At 38.8% G+C, this 23,920-nt stretch carries 20 protein-coding genes and 1 tRNA gene; 1 reads left to right on the top strand and 20 read right to left on the bottom strand.

All coding sequences use genetic code 11. From position 1 onward, the window contains the following. Positions 1-44 precede the first annotated feature (44 nt). Positions 45-1,517 carry a hypothetical protein gene (locus A2536_11855; protein ID OGF44302.1) on the bottom strand — a complete coding sequence of 491 codons (1,473 nt, stop codon included), beginning with the start codon at positions 1,515-1,517 and terminating at the stop codon, positions 45-47. A gap of 171 nt (positions 1,518-1,688) precedes the next feature. Next, positions 1,689-1,761, bottom strand: a tRNA-Thr gene (locus tag A2536_11850). A 249-nt stretch (positions 1,762-2,010) separates the two neighbouring features. Here A2536_11850 and A2536_11845 point away from each other — a divergent pair. Further along, on the top strand, positions 2,011-3,189 hold the full coding sequence (locus tag A2536_11845) for a hypothetical protein (protein OGF44301.1): 1,179 nt from the start codon (positions 2,011-2,013) through the stop codon (positions 3,187-3,189). 37 nt (positions 3,190-3,226) lie between these two features. On the opposite strand, the gene A2536_11840 is transcribed toward A2536_11845, so the two are convergent. The 18 genes from A2536_11840 to A2536_11755 all read right to left on the bottom strand — a co-directional run bounded on the left by A2536_11840 (position 3,227) and on the right by A2536_11755 (position 23,896). Next, complete coding sequence (locus tag A2536_11840) at positions 3,227-3,598, bottom strand: hypothetical protein (protein OGF44300.1); 372 nt, start codon at positions 3,596-3,598, stop codon at positions 3,227-3,229. A 390-nt stretch (positions 3,599-3,988) separates the two neighbouring features. Further along, on the bottom strand, positions 3,989-4,822 hold the full coding sequence (locus A2536_11835; GenBank protein OGF44299.1) for an AmmeMemoRadiSam system protein B: 834 nt from the start codon (positions 4,820-4,822) through the stop codon (positions 3,989-3,991). A gap of 2 nt (positions 4,823-4,824) precedes the next feature. Next, on the bottom strand, positions 4,825-6,081 hold the full coding sequence (locus tag A2536_11830) for a [FeFe] hydrogenase H-cluster maturation GTPase HydF (GenBank protein OGF44323.1): 1,257 nt from the start codon (positions 6,079-6,081) through the stop codon (positions 4,825-4,827). Continuing rightward, on the bottom strand, positions 6,065-7,456 hold the full coding sequence (locus tag A2536_11825; protein OGF44298.1) for an aspartate ammonia-lyase: 1,392 nt from the start codon (positions 7,454-7,456) through the stop codon (positions 6,065-6,067). Before A2536_11825 ends, A2536_11830 begins: the two co-directional genes overlap by 17 nt. 107 nt (positions 7,457-7,563) lie before the next feature. Continuing rightward, on the bottom strand, positions 7,564-8,481 hold the full coding sequence (locus tag A2536_11820; protein ID OGF44297.1) for a dihydroorotate dehydrogenase B catalytic subunit: 918 nt from the start codon (positions 8,479-8,481) through the stop codon (positions 7,564-7,566). After that, complete coding sequence (locus A2536_11815) at positions 8,475-9,242, bottom strand: hypothetical protein (GenBank protein OGF44296.1); 768 nt, start codon at positions 9,240-9,242, stop codon at positions 8,475-8,477. The genes A2536_11820 and A2536_11815 overlap by 7 nt, the downstream gene beginning before the upstream one ends. After that, positions 9,239-10,636 (bottom strand): MBL fold hydrolase, encoded by a 1,398-nt coding sequence (locus A2536_11810; protein OGF44295.1) that lies wholly within the window; start codon positions 10,634-10,636, stop codon positions 9,239-9,241. Before A2536_11810 ends, A2536_11815 begins: the two co-directional genes overlap by 4 nt. Then, positions 10,627-11,427, bottom strand: a complete 801-nt coding sequence (locus A2536_11805) for a twin arginine-targeting protein translocase TatC (GenBank protein OGF44294.1) — start codon at positions 11,425-11,427, stop codon at positions 10,627-10,629. Before A2536_11805 ends, A2536_11810 begins: the two co-directional genes overlap by 10 nt. Further along, the gene (locus A2536_11800; protein OGF44293.1) at positions 11,390-14,638 is read right to left on the bottom strand and encodes a carbamoyl phosphate synthase large subunit; all 3,249 of its coding nucleotides are present in this window, start codon (positions 14,636-14,638) and stop codon (positions 11,390-11,392) included. Before A2536_11800 ends, A2536_11805 begins: the two co-directional genes overlap by 38 nt. Before the next feature lie 119 nt (positions 14,639-14,757). Further along, on the bottom strand, positions 14,758-15,597 hold the full coding sequence (locus A2536_11795) for a hypothetical protein (protein ID OGF44292.1): 840 nt from the start codon (positions 15,595-15,597) through the stop codon (positions 14,758-14,760). A gap of 124 nt (positions 15,598-15,721) precedes the next feature. Further along, complete coding sequence (locus A2536_11790; protein ID OGF44291.1) at positions 15,722-17,608, bottom strand: asparagine synthase (glutamine-hydrolyzing); 1,887 nt, start codon at positions 17,606-17,608, stop codon at positions 15,722-15,724. A 14-nt stretch (positions 17,609-17,622) separates the two neighbouring features. Continuing rightward, a complete protein-coding gene (locus A2536_11785) occupies positions 17,623-18,744 on the bottom strand; it encodes a hypothetical protein (protein OGF44290.1) in 1,122 nt (373 codons plus the stop codon). 303 nt (positions 18,745-19,047) lie between these two features. Then, entirely contained in the window at positions 19,048-19,248 is a 201-nt protein-coding gene (locus A2536_11780) for a hypothetical protein (protein ID OGF44289.1), read from the bottom strand. Between the two features lie 82 nt (positions 19,249-19,330). Further along, positions 19,331-20,551 (bottom strand): hypothetical protein, encoded by a 1,221-nt coding sequence (locus A2536_11775; GenBank protein OGF44288.1) that lies wholly within the window; start codon positions 20,549-20,551, stop codon positions 19,331-19,333. Then, a complete protein-coding gene (locus tag A2536_11770) occupies positions 20,548-21,033 on the bottom strand; it encodes a hypothetical protein (GenBank protein OGF44287.1) in 486 nt (161 codons plus the stop codon). Before A2536_11770 ends, A2536_11775 begins: the two co-directional genes overlap by 4 nt. Positions 21,034-21,104: 71 nt before the next feature. Continuing rightward, a complete protein-coding gene (locus A2536_11765; GenBank protein OGF44286.1) occupies positions 21,105-22,472 on the bottom strand; it encodes a hypothetical protein in 1,368 nt (455 codons plus the stop codon). Next, positions 22,465-22,788 carry a hypothetical protein gene (locus A2536_11760; protein ID OGF44285.1) on the bottom strand — a complete coding sequence of 108 codons (324 nt, stop codon included), beginning with the start codon at positions 22,786-22,788 and terminating at the stop codon, positions 22,465-22,467. The genes A2536_11765 and A2536_11760 overlap by 8 nt, the downstream gene beginning before the upstream one ends. 115 nt (positions 22,789-22,903) lie before the next feature. Next, positions 22,904-23,896, bottom strand: a complete 993-nt coding sequence (locus A2536_11755; GenBank protein OGF44284.1) for a hypothetical protein — start codon at positions 23,894-23,896, stop codon at positions 22,904-22,906. Between the last annotated feature and the right edge of the window lie 24 nt (positions 23,897-23,920).

Here is a 23,920-nt window from a genome sequence, read left to right as displayed (position 1 = left end):
AACTATTTCAGTGGTACTGACCTGTTCTATTATTTTCTTATTCCCTATTTATCATTAATGTATTCAAGTTTGAATATCTGAACTTCTACTTTTCTGAAGTAACTTAAAATATCCAGCATAAGCTTAAATCTTCCTTCATCGTCAAGAATGCCCTCTGATATTTTAATATGAGCGGCATCCAGGATTATCTCATCATATGTCGGATCCATAGGCACCCATTTCCCGCTCCCCACATAAACTTCCAGCCACATATGATAATAAAATTTGTCATACATAGGCATTATTCCACCGCAAATTTTAGTAGGAATCCCTGCCGCCTTACAAAGCGCGCTTGCAAGAACTGAATGTTCCGTACAATCCCCTTCTTTCTTGACAATAGTCTCCTTGGCTGTGTCAAAAGCCGCTTTATAATTAGCATTCTTCTTCAAGCTTTTGTAAACCCAGTGGACGATCAAACCGGCAGCCTTATAAGAATTTTTCTCCTGACCTATTATTTCTGCAGAAGTACTCTTGATCAAAGGATCCCCTGACTGTTCATATGAAGTTGCTTTAAGGTATTTTTCAATTTTATTTTCTTTTATCGGGAGTAAAGCTGCCATAGTATCATCAAAAACCTCTCTCCTTAAGGTACAGATTGCCATGTTATCTTTAAGTATACGTATTGATGTGTTTTTTATACTCTCTTTATTAAAGTTTGCAGGAAGGCCGTCTTCAAAAATAATACTGCAATTCATCTCTTTTACCGCTTTTGGATCATTTATTGATTGACTTGCTTTTATGGCAAAATCAGACAAGATATCCACCTCTGTAGAAAAGGCTTTTTTTGCATCCTCTTCAGTAGTCTTCACTGAAACTAAGCCCATCTGGGGAAAACTTGATTTCAACGATAAGCCGTTTTTGTCAACGGTATGAAAAGAACTAATCCCGTACATCTTTGTTTCCACAGAAAAACCCGCAACTTCTTTTCCATTAATCTTTTCCTTAACAGGGCCTATTATTTTGACATTGACATCCGTAAAATTTAAATTACTCTTGTCAAATATTTTGATATTAGTGCTGGTTTTCTCAATTATTGGAGAAGAACGTAATTTATCATCAACCATATCGTCAAAAACAACATCCGAAGGAAAATCCAGCTCTTTCTTTTCAACTGCTCCTGCCAGCTTTACGGTAAGAAACAACTTATTATTCAATATTACACCTTCGATAATTTTTTCCTGTCCCGACATATTTTCAACAGCTTTAAATCCAAAAGGCACCAGTTTTTCGTTATAGAACATCTCTGATTTTGTCTCCATTTTTACCTTGCTTTCAAACCGGTTGATTTCAAACAACATATAATCTGTCTCTTTTAAGCATTCCATACCGTTATATTTTGATTTTTCAACAATGACAGAGGAATAACCGACTTTCGAATTGTTAATCAGGATATTAAAATACTGTATAATAGAATAAGTACCGCCAAAAAGCGGCGCCAGGAATAGTGTGGCTATGCAATACGCTTTTAATATATACATAATTTTGTAATCCGGAACTCGATTCAGGAACCAGTGTCTTTATCTAGACTGCTTTTACTGCTATTATTCAGAAAATAGAAAATCGACAATAGACCGCAATTACCTATATCTATTTTCTAATTTCGATTGTTCAATTGCTCTTTAAAAATTTGAGAATTGCTCAAATTTTTAAGCTGATGGCCGGGATCGAACCGGCGACCTACTGATTACGAATCAATTGCTCTACCAACTGAGCTACATCAGCATAGAAGTATTTTATCATATTTCAAAAGGGTTTTAAAGGGTTTTGTGTTTTTCCTCTATGTAACAGTAAGCCAAAAGCAAAGGCAGTGCATCTGCGGCGAAACTGCACAAGCTGAAGCTTATTACTATCCAAGAGCCGCCTCTGATTCACCTTTCACAAAACAAACAAGCTATTGACTTGTATTGCTCAATATTTTATAATGCTTTTGAGTATTATTGGCAAAATTCTAGATTATAAAATGAGGTCTGGGTGTTGAATTTCAGAGAACTATGTGAGATTGCGCTAAACGAAAGAGCATCTGATATCATCCTCTCTGCAAATACGCCAATCAGCTTGAGGGTTGACGGCGAAGTAGTACAAATGAACAAGAAGAAACTCTCGCCTGAAGAATGCAGAAATATTATAGAATCCCTGCTTACAGAAAAACAAAAATCTATTTTATTAAGAAGAAAAGAACTGGATTTTTCCTATTCAATAACCGGCTTAAGCAGATTCAGGGTAAACGCGTACCTTCAAAAAGGAACACTGGCAGCTTCCATACGACCTATTTCTATATTTCTGCCAAAGTTTTCCAAACTAAACCTGCCTCCAATTATTGAAAAACTTGCTTTTACTCACAGCGGTCTTATTTTGATTACAGGTCCGACAGGGAGCGGGAAAAGCACTACACTCGCCGCAATGATAGATTTGATTAATAGCAGAAGAAAATGCCATATTATAACTATAGAAGATCCTATAGAATTCCACCATGAAAACAAGCAAAGTATAGTTGAGCAAAGAGAAATACATGTAGATACTGAATCTTTTTCCGCCGCGCTTACTTCCGTAGTGAGGCAGACTCCTGATGTTATAATGATTGGAGAGCTGAGAGACCTGGAAACAATCTCCACTGCGATAACCGCTGCAGAAACAGGACATCTTGTTCTAAGCACATTACATACAATCGATGCAGCCCAAACTATACACAGAATAATTGATGTCTTTCCGCCGATGCAGCAGACGCAAATAAGGACACAACTTGCAGGAGCACTTAATTCCGTAATCTCTCAACAGTTAGTACCAAGAGGTTATAAAAAAGGGAGGATTCCTGCAGTAGAAATACTGATATCCACTTCTGCTATCAGAAACTTAATTGTAAATGATGAAGTCCGTCAGATTCCCACTGCAATATCCACGGGAAAAGAACAGGGAATGCAGAGTTTAAATCAATCCTTAAAGGCATTACTCAAGAAGGGTTTTATCAATTTTGATATAGCAAGAGCTTACTCAAACTCTCCGACAGAATTTACTAACTCAATTCTGGCAGATCTGGAACCTTCTTTAAAAAAGAAGCCAAACTTAAAATATATTTTAAAAAATCTTTTATATAGACTAAAAATAATTAAAAACAGAAAAACAACAGGAAAGAAATCCGCTAAAATTAATTAGTTTTAACATGTTTAAAATGCCTGTATGACTATTTCCTTTACAATACTGCTTTTTCTATTATACCTAATATTTCTTCAACGCTTACAGGCTTATATAGACAACTAAAAGCCCCGAGTTTTTCTGCTTCTTTTTCAAACTTCAAATATGGATCTGAACTACTGCTGAAAATAATAACCTTCTGGCATGGTTTTTGTTTTTTTATTTCCTTTAAAGCCTCAGGGCCTGTCATTACAGGCATATGAACATCTAAAAGTACCACGTCAAATACAGAAATCTTGAACAATTCAACACCTACTTTACCATTTTCGGCAACTTGGACCTCATGCCCTTCTCCCTCTAAGAGCATCTTAAACAACTCTCTAATTTCAGGTTCATCATCAACCACAAGAACTTTCAGCTTTTTATCCATAGTCCCCCTGAGGTTTCTACAAACAACAAAACCATCTTCTAAAGATGGTTTAGCAGTCACACTTACGACCTTTCGGTACGGTAGCTGGCTGCTTCCATCTTCAACTAAGAAGCCCTATAGCTTTGCAGAGCCCGCCTTTCACGGGTTACCTTTATATTAATAACATCACTACTATAGAGTATAGCTCGGATTTTGGAATTGTCAAGAGGCGATAAGGTGAATTTATATACATTTAAAACTATTTTTTCCAACAAACAAAATTATCTCTTCAGCGAAGAACCATATTGATTGACCAGCTTTATGACTACCGGGCCGATTAATCCTGATTTTATTTCACCTCTGTACCGGGTCAAATTTTTTGAATACAAATATTTTATCTTTTACTTTTTTTTAATAAATAATCCCCGCATATCCTACAAACGAATCTGAAGGAGTTATTTCATAACTTGTTTTATATCCCAGCAGTTCCCCTTTTACAGCTCCAAGCATTTTGACGGCGGCTGTTAAACCTGCAACAGCACCGGAAGAACAAGCACTTTGATTTTTATCAGCATATTGCAGCAGTTCTTTTGTTTTAAGTTTAATTGCAAGATCAATAAACCCTTTATCGTGACTCTCCACCCATGCATTTGCATTTTTAGATTCTCCTGCCGGAGTGAAATCATAGTTAGGACCATAATGAGTAAGATCCGTACTGGCCAAAACTATAAAGCTTGTATAAGTTTTTTGAACTATTTTAATAATATCTTCAGAGAGTTTCGCAGATTCCATCGAAGCCGGCAATCTCAGCGCTAAAAGTTTTGCAGCAGGAAAATAATATTTCAACAAAGGGAGGTGTATTTCAAGGGTATTATCCGGATAAACATCTTCAAAAAGACCGAATTTTCCCTTTATTTCGATTGCGGATTCAACCGCCATTTTCACACGACCAAGCGGGGTCTCCCATCCCTCCTCAATGGTAATAAGAGGTGTTTCACCGGAAGGAAGGTGTCCTCCATAAAGAATTACAAGTTCGGGCTCTATCCCTTTTAAGTTACGCATAACCGCTGCCGCAAGGTCTCCGCTATAGTACCAGCCCGCATGAGGAATAATCCCTCCGTACTTTCCATTATGCAGAACCCCATATAAATTCCCCTTTGAAAAGTTTTCAATCTCCTTGATTGTCTCCGTTTTACCGACCGGATACCAACCTTGAGGAAGGCGTCGTTTTCTAAGGTTTTGCATTCTTACTTCCTTTTTCTTTTTTTCATTTCTCTTTCGTATGCTTCAAGTGCCGCAGGAAAAGGAGAAAGTACCCGCGTTAATACCCCCTGCAAGAAAGCAATTGCAATTCCGTAATTTGTAATCGTAACACCGTACTCCCTTGCTTTATGAATACGGGCAAGCATCTCTCTTCTCGTAAGCATGCAAGCACCACAGTGGACAACCAGCTTATACCCGGAAAGATTTTCAGGATAATCCCGGCCGGAACAGATATCGACTGTAACATCACCGCCAATATACTGTCTTATCCATCTCGGGATTTTTACCCTGCCAATATCATCTTCAATAGCATGATGTGAACAGGCTTCGGCAATAAGTATTTTATCTCCCGGTTTCATATTCTCCACCACCGTAATACCTTTAGCGGCTTCAACAATATCCCCTTTATAACGGGAGAACAGAATTGAAAAAGTCGTACATTTTACGGATGCCGGAGTATCCGCTACCATCTTTAAGACAGATTGAGAATCAGAGACCACAAGGTCCGGAGGATTTTTTAAATTTGCAAGGACATGCGCATATTCTCTTTCCTTGCAGACAACAACAGCTTCATCATTATCCAAAGCATCCCTTATTGCCTGAACTTGAGGCAAGATTAGACGGCCCTTTGGCGCTTGCAGGTCAATAGGAACTATAAGAATCCCCATCCCTCCCGGTCTGATCAAATCACCAAGCAGGGCAGGAGGATTTAAAAAACCCTCAGGACAAACTTCAATAAGCTTTATTTTTAAGGCATTAATGTATTTATCCCTGCTTCCCTGATCCAAAGAAGAGCACTCAATATATTTTTCACTCTTTTCTCTCAACAAAAGAAGAAAAGCTGCTTCAGGTTTTTTCAGGTCAGTTTTATTAATTACAAGAATAACCGGAATATTTCTCATTTTAGCTTCGGCAAGTATTTCTTCTTCGTAAGCGCTCCAAACTCCGGCTTCAAGCAGGAGAAGGATAACATCAGAACGGTCAAATATCTTTTTTGTCTTTTTGACCCTTAAAACACCCAGTTCTGATTTATCATCAAAACCCGCAGTATCAAGAAATACAACAGGCCCGAGAGGAAGAAGTTCCATCGTCTTTTCCACTACATCCGTGGTCGTACCCGCTATCGGACTCGTAATTGAGACATCCTGACCGGCTATCATATTAAGAAAACTTGACTTCCCGATATTAGCCCTGCCAAAAATGCCTATTTGAAGGCGAAGCGATTTAGGTGTGGATTGCATCATCTCTATATCCGAGCGCAACCAGAGAGTATGGAGAAAGAACTTTTTCTACGAGTTCGGCCCCGAGCTTTTCTATTAAATACTCATGCAAATTTTCTTTTTTTGTTTCTTTAAATTCGGCTAAAAGACGGCCTGCGGACTCATACCCGATATGAGGCAAAAATGCTGTAACAAGTGCCGGACTTTTCTCAAAGTATTCCTTACATTTTTCTTCATCCGCTGTTATCCCGTCAATATATTTAACAAGTATATCATTAATATTAATTAAAAGATCCAAAGTTTCCAGTATAGCGTCAGCAATAACCGGCATAAATTCATTTATCTGAAGAGTTCCTCTTGTTGAAGCCGCCGTTACTATCCCATCATTTGCAATGACTTTCAGGCCCGTTTGTATTACAGCTTCTGCAATAACAGGATTTATCTTTCCAGGCATAATTGAAGAACCTGCCTGCACTTCAGGAAGTTTAATTTCTCCCAGCAGATTAAGCAATCTCAAATCATCGGCTATCTTAATCAGATTTACGGCGTGAGCCTTCATTATTCCGGAAACTTCCACAAACGAATCGGTATTTGCCGTGGAATCCATTACATTTTCATTTCTTGAGATACCCAAGCCGGAAAGCGCTCTTAGTTTCTCTATCACCTGAAAGATATAACTCTTTGGCGCGCCCATCCCGGTACCGACAGCAGTTCCTCCGAGGTTAACCACCCTTAGCCGTTCTTCTGATTTAAATGTCCTCCACCTGTCTCTGCCTACAGCTTCAGCAAAAGCCGAAAATTCAAAACCAAGTGTAATTGGAACAGCTTCTTGCATCTCTGTACGGCCAATTTTAATAATAGCCGCAAATTCTTTTTCTTTTCTTTGAAATGCCCCCTGCAAAGCAGTTATCTTTGCACTAAGAGTCCTGAGAGAATATATACAAGCAATTTTTAATGCGGTTGGGTAAACATCATTTGTGGATTGATGAAGATTAACATCTTTAAAAGGATCAACTACAGAATATTCGCCTTTTTTTCCGCCTAAGATCTCGATAGCCCGGTTTGCGATCACTTCATTCAGGTTCATATTGACTGAAGTCCCGGCGCCTCCTGCCAGAGCATCCACAAGAAACTCCCCGGTAAGACCGCCATCAATTATTTCATCACAAACAGTAACAATTGCTTTTACTTTATTGTCAGTTAAATACTTCAATTCATGATTAGTTTCAGCAGCTGCTTTCTTAACAAGAGCAATTGTTTTAATCAAAGAAGAATTAACAGTACGTCCGCTTATCTTGAAGTTATCCATAGCCCTGGCAGTATGAATGCCATAGTAAGCTTCCTTTGGAATATTCATCTCTCCCAGCTGATCTTTTTCTATCCGTGTTTCAGACATAACCACCGCCGGAACAAATACAAATTACAAATGACAAATGGCAATATATTGAGTTATATATATCCTCCAAATATTGTACTTTGTACTTTGTCATTTGTACTTTTCCTTTATTCTATTACTATTTTGCCTGTCAGATCCTTAACTTTATTTACTTTATTAATTTTCATGTATTTTTTAATACCTTCCAGTATATCTAAAGTAACAGCCGGATTAATAAAGTTGCCGGTGCCGACCGCCACCGCAGCTGCTCCGGCTAAAAGATATTCAATCGCATCAGAAGCATTCATGATACCGCCCATGCCTATGACGGGTATTTTCACACTATTGTAAACCTGCCAGACACATCGTATCCCTATCGGTTTAATGGCTGGACCAGAAAGCCCGCCTAGTATATTTTTAATTTTTGGTTTTCTTGAATCAATATCTATGGCCATGCCGGAAATAGTATTAATAAGGGATAAGGCATCAGCACCGTTATCTTCCGCAGCCTTAGCAATTATTTTAATATCAGAAACTTCGGGAGATAATTTTATTATCACGGTTTTCTTTGTATTTTTTTTAACAAGTCTTGTAATCAATCCTACAGCTTTTGGATCCTTTGCAAAGACCAAACCATTGCTGTATTTAACATTTGGGCAGGATACATTTACTTCAAGTCCGGAAACAGCAGGAACCTCTTCCAGCCGTTTTGCAAGTTCTCCATATTCAGACGCTTCATAGCCGGAAATATTTACGATAAACGGTACTTTGAATTTTTCAAAGTACGGCGTTTTCTCAAAAATAAACCTGTCAATTCCCGGATTCTGCAGCCCAATAGCATTCAGCATTCCGGAAGCTGTTTCCGCAATACGGGGTGTCGGATTTCCTGCGCGAGGCAGCAAGGTGACTCCTTTTACGACTATCGCGCCCAGCTTATTTAAATCAACAAAATCCTCAAGTTCTTCTCCCGTACCAAAAGTTCCGGAAGCAGTCATAACAGGATTTTGCAAAGTTAGTTTACCTATTTTTACTCTTAAATCTACCATTCAATTTCCTTTGAATCAAATACCGGGCCGTCAACACAGACCCTTTTATATTCACTTTTAAATCCTTGTTTTACAGCACAAACACAGGAAAGACAAACTCCGACACCGCAGGCCATAAGATTTTCCAAAGAAACCTGACACGGAATATTATAAGTCACGGCAACATCAGAAACGGCTTTAAGCATTCTGTCCGGTCCGCACGCGAATATAACCGCATCTCCTTCCAGCCCGCAGCAGGTCTTGTCCAGAGCCTTTGTAACCAGACCTTTAATCCCGGAAGAACCATCTTCGGTAACTGTCTTTACTCCGGTAAAACCTTCTTTGTACAGAAGTTCTGCGGATTTTGCTCCGACTATAGTGATTATTTTTTTATCCAGCTTTTTAAGCCGTTCATGTAAGGCAAGCAGCGGAGAAATCCCATAACCGCCCCCAACAAGTATTGCAGTTTTACAGGGAACATCTGACTGAAAACCATTTCCGAGCGGACCAAGAATTTCCAAGAAATCATTAGAATGATACCGGGAAAGCATCTCGGTAGCTTTGCCTCTCACTTTATAAAGAATCTCTAAAAAAGGAGGTTTAATCCTGTGAATAGACATCGGCCGGCGAAGCAGCGGGATATTATCACTTCCTATCTTTAAACTTAAAAACTGACCGGGTATAGCGGCGGCAGCAATAGAGGGAGCTAAAACCCTCATTTTCCAATATTGACTTGAAACCTTTTTATTGCTCAATACTTTTGTTTTTACCAGCGTCTTCATAACTTTACTTTTTGTCCCAATTCGGGAACCGTTACGATATAATGCTTCTTTTGTCTTATAACATCAGCGAAGGTAAGAGCTCCTTTTTCTTCGCCATGAACAACAAAAACCTGCATCTTTTTTGTCTTAAAGTAAGACAACCATCTAAGCAGACCTTTTTGATCGGCATGCCCTGAAAAACCACCCAGGGTAAATATTTTGGCCCTGACAGCAATCTCTTCACCAAAGATCTTCACGGCCTTAGCTCCTTCAACAATAGCCCTTCCGGTCGTTCCAATAGCCTGGTAACCTGTAAATATTATAACACATTCCTCTCGCCAGAGGTTATGCTTTAAGTGATGTTTAATCCTGCCCGCTTCACACATTCCGCTTGCTGAAACAATAATGGCATTACTTTTTATATCATTTAAAGACCTGGAATCCTCCATGCGCTTACAGTAAACCAGAGAAGGAAAAGAAAACGGGTTAATTCCTTTCTCTATCTCCTTTTTTGTCTCCTCATCAAAATATCTTGAATTAGCCTGAAATATTTCTGTAGCAGCGATAGCTAATGGAGAATCGACATAGACAGAAAACCCGTCCAGCTTGTTCTTTTTATACATCTGCGAAAGCTCATACACAATTTCCTGTGTGCGTTCCACTGCAAACGCGGGGATAACTATATTTCCTTTGTCCTTATTCGCGCTCATAATAGCATTTTCAAATTCTTTTAAAGTCTCTTTTCGTCCTTTATGCAAGCGGTCCCCATATGTAGATTCTATAAACAAATAGTCCGCCGTTTCAAGTTTTTCGGGATCTCGTATTATTTCCTGCATTTCATTTCCCAGATCACCGGAGAAGACAAGCTTTTTTTCTTTACCATCAATCTTTGTAAAGAGCTCAACTATGGATGATCCAAGTATATGCCCTGCATCATTAAAGCGGACCTTAAATCCGTTTTTCAGGTCTTTTAATTTATTATATTCCACAGCCTCAAAATACTGCATACAAAAAGCCGCATCCTGGGCGTTATAAACAGGTAACAAAAGAGTTTTGCCCGCACGCTGCCTCTTTCTATTGCGCCATTCAATTTCTATACTTTCTACGTGAGCTGCGTCTAAAAACATTATTTTGCAAAGATCCAGAGTAGGCTTCGTGCAAATAATTTTCCCTCTAAAACCTTTATTTACCAGCCGGGGTATCAATCCGCTATGATCAATATGAGCATGGGTAAGTATTACATATTGAATTTCCGCAGGGTTAAAATCAAACTCCTCGTAATTTTTTTGAGTCAAATTTTCTTCACCTCTAAACATTCCGAAATCTACAAATATTCTGCCTTTATCCCCCGTTAAAAGGTACTTTGATCCGGTAACTGTGCGGGCTGCTCCAAAAAATTGTACTGTTACACCCATTTGCTTTCCCCCTTTTCAAAAATATGCGATAAAAACACTCCAAATTCAAACAATATTAAAAGCAAACCCCAAAGGATTAACATGGAAAAAGGCGTAGGATCAGGAGTTACCGCTGCACAAAATATTGCAAGCCCAAGATAGGCGGGTTTTCTTATCTTTCCAAGCATTCTCACCGTGACAATACCGGTTTTAGAAAGAACCCCTATCAGAACCGGAAGTTCGAAGGGAAGAGTGAAAAGCAAAAACATCCAAAAAAACATATCAAAGAATTTACCCATACTAAGAACCGGACCGGCGCCCGTAGACAAACCGAAGCGTATAAGAATATTAAAAGATGCAGGTATAAGGAAATACAAAGAAAAAACCGCTCCAAGCAAAAATAATATTTCGCTCCCCAGAATGAAAGCACCCAGGTGTTTTCCTGTTTTCCCTGTAAAAGCCGGCTTCAAATAAGCATAAGCCTGATAAAGAAACAGCGGAGCCAGAACAACCAGTGTGACAAGAGAGGAAAGTTTTAATACTGTAAAAACCGGTTCAAGCGGATCAAGAAATACAAGATTAAGAGCGGCTCCGCCTCTTATATTATTCAATATATACTCCTGAAGAAGTTTCATTATACGCAAACCAAATGAATCGGTAAATCCGGGAACACTTATAATCACCATAAAAAGACCAAAAAAAGACACCACCGATATAATTATGCGTTTTCGCAGCTCCTCCAAATGCTCTACAACAGACTTCGAGCCGGAGACTTTATCTTTTTCTTTTACTGCTTTCCGGGTTTTTCTCATTTTTACTAAAATGGTACTCCTGTAAAGATTTTACGGTCAGTTCACCCTTTAAAATAGATTCTATACCGTTCACCGCCGCTTGAGCACCGGATACAGTCGTAATGCAGGGAACATTGTAATTTATTGCCGCCCTCCGGATATGGTACTCATCAGTTTTCGGCCCTTTGCCTGTTGGAGTATTTATAATCAGTGCGATCTCTTTATTCCGTATTGCATCTACAATATTAGGACGGCCTTCCCCGACTTTGTTAACAAATTTTACGTCCAGCCCGTTTTTACCGAGAGTTTCCGCCGTACCTTTCGTAGCTGTCAGCTTAAAACCAAGGTCAGCCAATTGTTTGGCCACATATACAATATTTCTCTTATCCTTATTCTTTACACTTATAAAAACCGTTCCTGCTTTCGGCAAAGCAGCGCTTGCCGCAATTTGTGACTTTGCAAAAGCACGTCCAAAGTCAATATCAATACCCATTACTTCTCCTGTGGACTTCATCTCCGGTCCGAGAACAGAGTCAACTCCCTGGAATTTCACAAAAGGGAACACAGACTCTTTCACGGAGAAATGTTTTGGAGTTATTTCTTTGGTTATTCCCTGCTCTTTCAACGATTTTCCCGACATAACTCTTGCAGCAACTTTTGCCCACGGGATTCCTGTCGCTTTTGAGACAAAAGGAACGGTCCTTGAAGCTCTTGGGTTAACCTCCAGAACATATATTGTATCTCCCTTGCACGCATACTGAATATTCATAAGCCCTATGACTTTCAATTCTTTAGCCAGTGCATAAGTATATTTTCTAATAATATTCAACTGGTTTTCCGCAAGAGAGAAAGCAGGGATAACGCACGCAGAATCTCCGGAATGAATACCTGCTTCTTCTATATGCTCCATAATACCGCAAATTAAAGTGGTCTCTCCGTCACAGACTGCATCAACATCAATTTCTCCTGCATCTTCCAGAAATTTATCAATAAGTACGGGATGTTCTCCGGAAACAGATATCGCCATCTTAACAAATTTCTCCATACTCTCTTCGTCATATACAATTTCCATAGCTCGTCCGCCCAGTACATACGAAGGCCTGACAAGCACCGGAAATCCGATACTCCTTGCAACCTTAACAGCCTCTTTAACAGTCCGGGCAGTACCGTTTTCAGGCTGATGTATTTTAAGTTTATTTAACAGCGCGCCAAACAGCTTTCTATCTTCTGCCATATCTATGCTCTTTGGACTGGTCCCGATTATCTTTACTTTCTCTTTAAAGAGCTGCAATGCAAGTTTAAGAGGTGTCTGCCCTCCGAATTGAACAATAACTCCGTCAGGTTTTTCTCTATTTAAAACATTTAAAGTATCCTCAAAAGTTAAGGGTTCAAAATATAGTCTATCAGATGTGTCATAGTCCGTAGAAACTGTCTCAGGATTACAGTTTATCATTATTACTTCAAAACCATCTTCTTTAAGCGCAAAAGCAGCGTGCACGCAGCAATAATCAAACTCTATCCCCTGTCCGATTCTGTTTGGACCTCCGCCAAGTATGGCTATCTTTTTCCGTTTAGTAGGCAGAGCTTCATCTTCTTCTTCATAGGTAGAATATAAATAAGGAGTAAATGCTTCAAATTCTGCGGCACAGGTATCCACCATTTTATAAACGGGTGTGATCTTATGCTTTATACGAATTTTCCGAATTTCCATTTCCTTCATTCCTAAAAGTTTTCCCAGATACCTGTCGGAAAAACCGTTCTTTTTCGCTTCTTTAATAACAATCGGCAATTCCTTTTTCTTGTTTTTCGCTTTGACTATAACTTCTTCCATATCTACCAGTTCTTTCATATTAGAAAGAAACCATCTGTCAATCTTCGTATAATCAAATATTTCATTTATACTGATTTTACTCTTAAGCGCCTCTCTGACATAGTAAATCCTGTCGCAATTTGGAGTTCGAAGTTTTTCATATATCAATTCTTTCGCAGGTTTTTCATCCGAGAAATAGAGACTGTATCTGTCAATCTCAAGAGATCTAATAGCTTTCTGAAAAGATTCTTTAAAGGTTCTTCCTATTGCCATTACTTCTCCGACAGACTTCATCTGTGTACCAAGAACATCATCCGCGCCGGGAAATTTCTCAAAAGTCCAGCGGGGTATCTTTGTTACAACATAGTCAATCGTCGGTTCAAAAGCCGCATAAGTATATTTCGTTATATCATTAGGAATCTCATCAAGGGAAAATCCTACCGCCAGTTTCGCAGCTATCTTGGCAATAGGGAAGCCGGTAGCTTTGGAAGCAAGAGCGGAACTTCTTGACACTCTCGGATTCATCTCGATAACAACCACTTTACCGTTATCAGGATTTATACCGAATTGCACGTTGCTTCCTCCCGTATCCACTCCTATTTCCCTCATGATGGCTATCGAAGCATCCCTTAAGACCTGATACTCTTTATCCGTCAAGGTCTGAGCCGGAGCAACAGTAATAGAATCACCCGTGTGAATCCCCATAGGGTCAAAATTTTCAATCGGACATATGATAACGACATTATCTTTCAAATCTCTCATAACTTCGAGCTCATACTCTTTCCACCCGATAATTGATTGCTCCAAAAGCACCTGATGTATCATGCTGGCTTCTATACCAACTTTCGCTTTTTCTTTAAGTTCTTCAAGATTATAAGCAATACTGCTCCCTGAACCACCGAGAGTAAAAGCAGGACGAATGATAACAGGAAAACCCAATTCTTTAGAATGGAGGACAGCTTCTTCAACCGAATAAGCGGGAAAACTTAAAGGCACGGAAAGACCTATTCTTTCTACTGCTTCTTTAAACAATATTCTATCTTCTGCTTTTTTAATTGCTTCGATTTTCGCCCCGATAAGTTCCACCCCGAATTTTGCAAGTACACCTTTTTCCGCAAGTTCTACCGCAACATTTAGTCCGGTTTGCCCTCCGATAGTAGGAAGCAGCGCATCAGGCCTTTCTTTTTCTATAATTTTTGCCACCATTTCCGCAGTAACCGGTTCTATATAAGTACTGTCTGCAAACTCAGGATCTGTCATTATTGTTGCCGGATTACTATTAACCAAAACAACTTCGTAACCTTCTTCCTTCAGCGCTTTACATGCCTGAGTGCCCGAATAGTCAAACTCACAAGCCTGACCTATTACAATAGGTCCTGAACCGATAAGCAGAATTTTTTTTATATCTGTACGCTTTGGCATTTGCCTGTATCCCTTTCATTAAAACACCGTCTGCTCCTATACGAAGCGGACGGTGTCTGTTTTTTTCATATAATTCTCTTAAACTACTCCTTTGTCTTCTCTTCTCTTACAATATTCATTTAAGGCGCAACAACCGGTTTTGATTCAGAAGTTACAACTTCTTCTTCACTTACTATTTCTTCACTAATTATTTCTTCAATCACTTCTACTTTTTTATCAGGTAAAGACGGAGGAATAATCTTTTTTTCAGGAGCAACTGCATCTTTTTTAATTTCTTCGGCAGCCGGAGCAACGCTTTTAATTTCAGGAATAGCCTCCGGTTGTTTAGTATCAACGGGGGCCGGAACATCTTTCTTTTCAGGTGCGTCTACACCGGAATCTGCAGCCGGCGGAACACTTTTCACTTCAGGAGTAACTGCTTCTTTCGTTTTCACGGAAAGAGTATCTTTTGCTTTAGGCTTACTTTTCCCTATCTGCCTTGATCCATAATTTTCTTTTCCAATTATATACTTGGCAGGATTAGTCTTAAATTCATCCATATGCAAAACATTATCAAAATGATAAGTGACCCCATTATGGACATATGAAATAAAACTGGACTTGTCCCTCGTCTTTTTTTCCTGTTTACCGCAGATATCACACGTTTCTATAGATTTTGCAAAACTAAAGGGGTCTCGAACAAACTGAGCTTTTGCGTTTTCATTCAAAAAAAAGTAATTTTTATTTTGATAACTCGAGGTAGGCGTTTTATCATTGACATCTATAGGTACTCCTGTTACGGGACATATAGTTCTGTCGGGAATTGGGACTACATACTTTGGTGCTTTTTCCACTGCAGTTTCTTTTATCCCGGACTTTAATGCATCTTCCTTTTTCTTTGGGCCCCTTGTATATATATCAACAGCATACATTGAAGCAGACACAAATACCACTGAAACAATCAGAATTATTCTTTTCATACTAAACACCTCCCAAAAGGTATTTAAGTTATTATCACACAAAGCAATATCAAAGTCAATATCTAATCAGCCTTAATATTTTGACGGGTGTCCAGATTCCTCGTGATTTAGATCATTGTTCAGGTTAAAATTTATTATGATTAATCCATAACTCCAGTTGCAGCAGCAGCCATAATTCTTTTGATCTGTCACGCTTTCCCAAAATGTGCTCATTATATAACATACGAGTAATATCCGGATTGATATATGCCGAACAACTCGTTTCAACATCCAGCATCTTACTTTCAAAGTACTTTCCCAGCTCAACTTTAAACCAGGAAGAAAGTGGAATTCCAAAACCATGCTTCCTTGCTGAATAAATATTTTTAGGCAGAATATCTTTAAATGCCTCTCTCAAAACATACTTTGTGACACTTCTTCTGATTTTATAGTCAGGCGGTAAATGCGCAGCTATTTCCAGAACTTTTTTATCAAGGAAAGGAGATCTGGTTTCCAGGGAATTAGCCATAGACATCCGGTCCATCTTGACATTAAGATCCTGAGGCAGGTAAGTCATCATGCTTAAATACAGCAGTTTATGCAGTAACGGAAGGTTTTTCAGGTAAACCGAGTATAAATCTTCGCTCATAATTTGTGTATTTTTATCCGATTTCTTATATATTGTTTTTATCAGTTCTTTATCGAAAATAGTGATCCAGGAATGATGTCTGGACATTACATCTTTACTTCCGGCATCTCTAAAAAATCTCTCCAAACGATTTCGAAGACCATTGTAATCATCATTTTGGGGAATTAAAGAGGAAAGCATCTTACCAATAGGGAAAATAAAACCCGGTAATTTTTCCGCTATAAGCGCAGCTTTAAACCTGTCGTAGCCTGCGAAAGCCTCATCGCCTCCGTCACCGTTCAAGACCACCGTAACATTTCGTCTTGCCATTTTTGACACAATATAAGTCGGAAGAGCTGAAGGATCTCCACAGGGCATATCATAGTGGTCAACAATTTTCTCAAGAAGAGAAATATCTTTAACACCGGCAGACATTTCAGTATGACTGGTTTTGTAATATTCCGCTAAAAAAGCTGCCGGTTTTCTTTCGTCAAAACTCGGATTATCCTCAAAACCGACAGTAAATGTATTTATTTTTTTTCCTAACAATAGACTTATTATTCCTGTTACAATGGCAGAATCTATTCCCCCGCTCAGCAATACGCCCAGAGGGACATCACTTTCAAGGCGTTTTGTAACTGCATTTACCATCGTTTGTCTTACGTTTTTTTTTGCCTCATCAAAAGAATAAAGAGGCTTTGTATTCTTCCCGCTAAACTCCGGTTCCCAATATTTTTCTGCTTGTTTTATTTCATCAACCTCAACATAAAGGAAAGAGGCCGGCGGAAGCTCAAAAATACCCTCATAAAATGTTTCCGGTCCATTTATATAACCGTAAGTCAGATACTCCGGTATTTTATTTTCATTTATTTTCTTTTTCACAAAATGCAGAGAAAGGAGCGCTTTTATCTCGGAGGCAAACGCAAATTTTTTCCCGTCAAAGTAATAATAAAGAGGTTTTTTACCGGCCGGATCTCTCCCTAACAGCAAACGCCCGTTTTTCCCATCCCATATTGCAACAGAAAACATACCGTCAAATTTTGAAAAACACTGTTCATTATATTCTTCAAAAACATGAGGTATGACTTCAGAATCAGTCCTAGTCTTGAAGTTGTGGCCTTTTTCTTGAAGTTGATACTTTAAACTTTTATAATTATAAATTTCCCCGTTGCAAACCGCAGATATTGAACTGTCTTCATTTTCAACCGGCATATTGGCAGAATCGGAAAGATCTATTATTTTAAGTCTGGTTGAACCAAGATAACAGAGTATATTTCCTTTTTTGTACAGTTTAATATTATTTGCATCAGGACCTCTGTGCTTTAAAAGCGCGCCCATAAGCAGAAGCGAGCTCTCTTCTACATTTGTACCGTCAAAACTTATGACCCCGTATATACCGCACATAAAGAAACGGCCGCCTATTCCTTAATCCATTCAAACTTACCGTTTCTAACCTTATAAAAATAAAAATTTGTATTTCTCCTGTCACCGCTTTCGTCAAATTCAATATTGCCGGTAACACCCTTGAAATTCTTCATTTTCTTTATGGTTTCAGAGATTGTTTTCCTGTCAGAGGTACCGGTCTGTCTATAAGCTTCAATAATAAGATTTGCCGCATCATAGGCATACGGCGCATAGGTTTGAATTTCTCCAAATCTTTTTCTAAACTTTTTTACAAATTCTTTAGCTGTATCAATCTCCTCAAAAGGCGGAGCCACAAAACTAACAACAGCGCCCTCGCATTTTTTTCCTGACAGTTCTACAAAAACAGGATTATAACAACCATCTCCGCTCATATACAGCGCTTTAAACCCCAAATCCGACATTTGTCTGCATATCAACGAGCCTTCATTATACATACCTGCAAAAAACACGACCTCCGGATTCATTGGTTTTATTTTCGTTAAAATAGAAGAATAATCCATATCCTTTACTGTTATCCCCTCAAATGCCAGTACTTTCACTCCAAGTTTTACGGAATTTATTTTTACCTCTTCCGCCAAACCCTGCCCATAGGCCTGACGATCATGTATGATTGCTATTTTCTTTTTCTTGAGTTTAACAGCAATGAATTTTGCAATTGCAGAACCCTGAACATCATCTGTAGCACATGTCCTAAAAACGTTATCTAATGAATTCTTTGTTAATTTAGGATTTGTTGCGGAAGGAGTAATCATAGCCAGATTACTCTTATTATAAATCTCCGAAGCGGGTATTGCACAACTGGATACCAAATGCCCAACCACACCTATTACGTCTGAATTATTCGAAAGTTTATAGGCTACCGTCACAGCGTCCTTAGGATCAGACTTATCATCATAAAAAATAAATTCAATTTTTTTCTTAAGATTACCCCCGGCATTTGCTTCTTCAACTGCCAATTCTACTGCATGAGATATATCCTGCCCTATAGCGCTCTCTTGTCCTGTTAAGGCAGCTCCAACTCCGATAATAGCGACCTCTCCTCTCTTTGCACAACCAATTAAAAGCGCGAAAGAAAGAGTTAACCCAAATATAAAAATATACCTTTTTATGGACATTTTCTCACTCCTTGATAATAATTCCACTGATATATACCAATTCTGTTAAAACGTTACCCGAAATCCGAAGTAGAAAACGCATCATTATTGACATTAAGAATATTGATGCTTTAGCGGGATTTCGGGTTAGATTCCGCTGATTGCAAAGCTTTTGGATTCCACTGATTCTAAAGCAAACATATTACCGTTCAGCGAATGTAGTATATTATTTACTTTCCTTCCTGTCTCCGCCTAGGCGGATTTCGCGAAGGATTAAAGTTCTATTATTTAAATACTTCGCTCAACTTGCTGTTTTTGCTTCTCCTACTGTATAAGCCGGACCTTAAGACTTCCGTCGTCACGCCTTATATCCAGCTTCCCTTCTTTAGCAAGCCATCCGATACCAATATAGAGCATTGAATCCGTCATGCTTAGATCTTTTTTCATTTTGTATACCGAAGATTCACCATGCTCGCGAAGGTAGGTCCATATCTTACCCGGCGAACTCAAAAACTCTTGTATCATAGATTATCACCTCTTATTTGATTTTAACACAAGAATAACACGACTTCAACTTTATGTTTTTTAGCTTTTAAGTTTAATATTGCTATTTCATTCTTTGATTTAATAGTTCGACTATATGCATTACCCTGACACTACTTCCTGCTTTACGCAGCAGACCGTTTATCTGCATTTTGCAGGCAGGACAGGAGGTAAGGACTGTTTCTGCCCGGGTTTCCCTGATCATTTCAATTTTCCCTTTTCCTATTCCGGATGATATGTCAGGAAAATAAATATGATAAAAACCTCCCGAACCGCAACAATTCGCCGTTTTCTCAGGGTTCATTTCAATATATTGAAGACCGGGAATCATAGATATAACAATCCTCGGCTCTTTAACTGCATTCAGCGAATTCACCATGTGACAAGGATCATGATAAGTAACTTTAAGCGGGAGTTCGTTTAAAAGGGATCTCAATCCTTTTTCTTTTGCAAGTAACTGTGTTATCTCAATGAATTTAGATTCAAGTGCTTCGAGTTTTTTAGTATATACTTCATCCTCACTAAATATCCCGTAATACTTTTCCTTGAATGCAACCGCACAGGTCGGACAGGTAAAGACTATGTAGTCAAAATACTGACGTCTCATCAGGTCTACATTATGCTTCGCATTTTTAATTATAGCTTTTGTATCACCGCTTATCAGCATCGGAATACCACAACACCTTTCATCCTTTGAGACCATAACATCATACCCGAGTTTATTTAAAACTCTTACAGCGCTTCTTGCCGTATCCCCGTAAATGTATTTATCCACACACCCTGCGAAGTAAAATACCTTTTTTGAACCGTTATTTTTAAGTTTTACAGGATAAAGCGGTCGCGCCAGTTTTGGAATATCCTTCAGACTCAGAGCTCCGGCAGGTACCGAAAACGGAAGAGAATCAATAAAATTGTTGTAAACAACCCTGGCCCAGAAGGCGGAAAGCTTACGAGCACGGTTATTATTCATTATGAATTTCATTCCGCGCTTTAAGAGATCATGACCATATTTTTCGAACAACTGTTCTCTTAGCTTTTGGATTGCGGCAGGAGTCTCAAGAGAACTTGGACAGTTCTTAAGACAAGCCCCGCACATAAGACAATTATTCATTACCTTCAGGATAAGCTTGTCAGAGACTACCTCGTTATTTGACAGAGCCTTTATCTGCCGGAGCTTACCTCTCGGAGAAATTATTTCCTCTCTAAGATCTTTATAAACAGGGCATGAATTCAGACAGAATCCGCATCTCAAGCACCTGTCCGGAAGATCGAAAAGTCCATTCATTTTCCCGTTTGTCCCGAAAAAGGCCGCATAAGTTCAGCCGCAGCGGTTTTTACTTTATCCTGAACACCTTCCAATCTCTCGTAATCAAATGTTACCGAAGATTCGGTTATCGACGTTTGTACATTGAGAATCGAAAGCCGGACTATTTTTTTTGATCCCAGGGGTATTACAGAACCTGTCATTATATACTGCATCGGATCCTCAAGCTGGATATTATCAGACGAACCTTCCGCAAGCAAAGCAGCCTTTTCAGATATTTTGTTCTTTAGTTTTCTTCTATCCACAAATTTAACCTGACTATAAGAAATCAGTTCTTTAATGACCATTTCCGTGATATTCAGCGAAGCACCATCACCGTCTATGTTTTCAGAGATCCCAATATTATATTTAACCACCGGTGCAGTTGCTTTTACCGCTTTTGCCGTACCGCTACAACCGGCAAATATTATCCCGCAAAACAAACATACAAATATTTTTTTCATAAGCCCTCCAATAAACACTTAAGTATAATCTAAACTTTAGAACATCTTCTGCAAAATCTCTTTATCTTTTTCTAAATATCAAGAAAACTTCCCGGATTTAAAATGCCTTCCGGATCAAATATTCTCTTAATGTTCCTCATTACCTTAAGCTGTATATTATCAAGCTGATAATGCAAATACTTTTTTTTACCAATTCCCACCCCGTGTTCACCGGATATGGTCCCGCCAACACTTATTACAAAAGGCATAAGCTCTTCCATAATAGCATCAGCTTTAGACTCTTCGCTTTTACTGTCCAACAAGAAATGCGGATGAAGATTCCCGTCACCGGCGTGAGAGAGCAAACCCTGAAGAACTCCGTATTTTCTACTCAACTCGTGTATCAATACTATTGTTTCGGCTAAAAAAGATACCGGCACCGTAATATCTTCAGCAATACAGACCGGTTTGAACCGTGCCATACTTCCAAAACCGCTTTTTCTTGCAAGCCAGAGTTTTTCGCTTTCTTCAGCGCTCTTTGATATTTCAGACCTGGAGGGATTATTTTTTTCACACAGGGCTTCTACAACTTTTGAATCTCTTTCAACCTGCTCTTCATCACCTGTAAGTTCAATCAACAAAAAAGCAGCAGCATCTTTCTTAAGTCCAATTTTCACATAATCTTCAACAGCATTAATCACCAGATTATCAACAAGTTCAAGAGCAGCAGGTATTACACCGCTTGCTATTATTTCATTTACTGCGCTGCAGGCCTTATCTATTTCCTGATAATGATTTAAAAGTACTTTCGTAAATTTCGGCTTAACAAGAAGCTTAACGGTAACTTCAATAACAATACCAAGAGTTCCCTCCGAACCGCAAAAAAGAGAATTTAAGTCATATCCCACGACATTTTTTTTTGTCAAAACCCCTGTCTTTATTATATCTCCATTCGGTAATACAATTTTCAGCCCAAGCAAATAATCCCGGGTAACTCCATATTTCAGAGCTCTCATTCCGCCGGAATTCAGAGCTACGGAGCCGCCCATAGTAGCAATACGGCTTGAACCCAAGTCAACAGGGTAAAACAAGTTAAAAACGTCCAATTCCTTCTGAAGGTTTTCAAGTATTTTTCCCGCTTCAACAACGGCATATCTGTTTTCTTTATTTATCTCGACTGTCTTATCCATTTTGGAAAAGCAAATTACAACCCCTCCTCTTTTTGGAATTGCAGCCCCGCAAAGATTGGAGCCCGAACCTCTCGAAGTAAGGTAAAACTTATGCTCATTTGCCAGTTTAGCCAATTTTGATACTTCTTCGGCACTTTCCGGAAAAACAACAGCCTCAGGAAGACTTTCTTTAATAAATCCGTCATAAGAATAGGAAATAAGTTCTTCTTTTGAGGTCCTTAGCCTGTCGCCAAATATCTTTTTTATCTCAGAAAGTAAAACTTCATCCATTTGTTTTCTTCTCTTCCGTTTTAATCTCTCCGGTCTTTTTCTCCCGCTCCACCTCATCGGCATAATTAAGCTGAAGTGTCAGAATTACCTGATCCATCATCTCCTGTTCTTCTTTTCCCAGATTATTCACAGTTTTTGCTTTTAGCATTCTGAGCATTTCTATAGTCCCATTAGCCTGCTGCAGGTTTTTCTCTATTTTATTAGTCATCGGATTCATAATCTTGCCCAGCTGCATTACCGCCGCATTTTGCAGCGTGTAAATCAATTGCATAAACATTAATTTGAAAACCTCCTGTTCGTTCATTTTCTCTTCCATGATATCCCCCTTTAAAGATCGTTAAACGTTTGAACGTTCCACATTACTCACGTTTTACATTAACGTGGCTTTTATTTTGCCGCGCCTCTGAGCCTCTAACCTTCAGAGCCTCCAATTACAGCCAGTTATTCTCCTTGTACCATTTTGCAGTTAACTGCATTCCTTTGTTTATATCATAGAGAGGTTTAAAACCAAGATCTTTTTTTGCCCTTCCGATATTGCAAACCCAATCCCCTGTCAATTCTCTGACTTTATGTGTAGTCAGTAAGACATTAACTCCCGTCACCCCTGAAAATAATTCAGCTATTAGAGCGGCACCGAACAATATTGTTTTAGGAATTTTCAAAGTAATTGCTTTAACTTCCAAAATCCCGGCAACCACATCCTGAATTTCCTTCCAGGAATAATGTTTATCTTCCGCTATAATATAAATCTTTCCGGAAGCTTTTTTTGAGAGCGCAGACAAAAGCAGGGCTTCAACCAAATCCAGAACAAAGACCATACTGAGATATTTTTTTTGTATACCAAAAACAGGACGAATCCCTGCTTTTATAGCTTTAAACATTGCAAGTATATCTTCATCTCTGGGACCATACACGGCAGGAGGACGAATTATAGTAACAGGAAATATATTTTTGTACTCCAGTACCAGATTTTCCGCCTCTTTCTTACTTGAGCCATAATGAGTCAAAGGGCTGCAAATATCAGTTTCACAAAGAGGCATTTCTTTTGTTGAACATCCCATTGCTGCCATACTGCTTAAAAACACAAATCTTTTCAGATGAAGAGCTTCTTTCTTTGCTGCTATTAATATATTTTCAGTCGCATCTATGTTTATTCTTTTATAGTCGTTTTTTCTTGTTGAGTGTTTGAGAGCAGCTATATGAAATATAAAGTCAACATTCTTCAACTTGCCTCTGAAACTTTTCGCATCTGTAATGTCACCATATATAAAATCTATATTAAAACCCTTAAGCCACCTTAAATTACCGGTCTTTCTTACAAGGCACTTTACAAGAGCACCTTCCTTAAGAAGCCGTTCAACAAGGAAAGAACCGACAAATCCATTTGCACCTGTTACAAAAACAGTTTTCCCCTTTAAAAGCATAACCTTTCTCCCTTAACGGCTAGA

The organism is Candidatus Firestonebacteria bacterium RIFOXYD2_FULL_39_29 (assembly GCA_001778375.1).
Classification (GTDB): Bacteria; Oederibacteriota; D2-FULL-39-29; order D2-FULL-39-29; family D2-FULL-39-29; genus D2-FULL-39-29.
The sequence above is the reverse complement of the archived record's forward strand: the minus strand, read 5'-3'. Positions and strand labels throughout refer to the sequence as shown.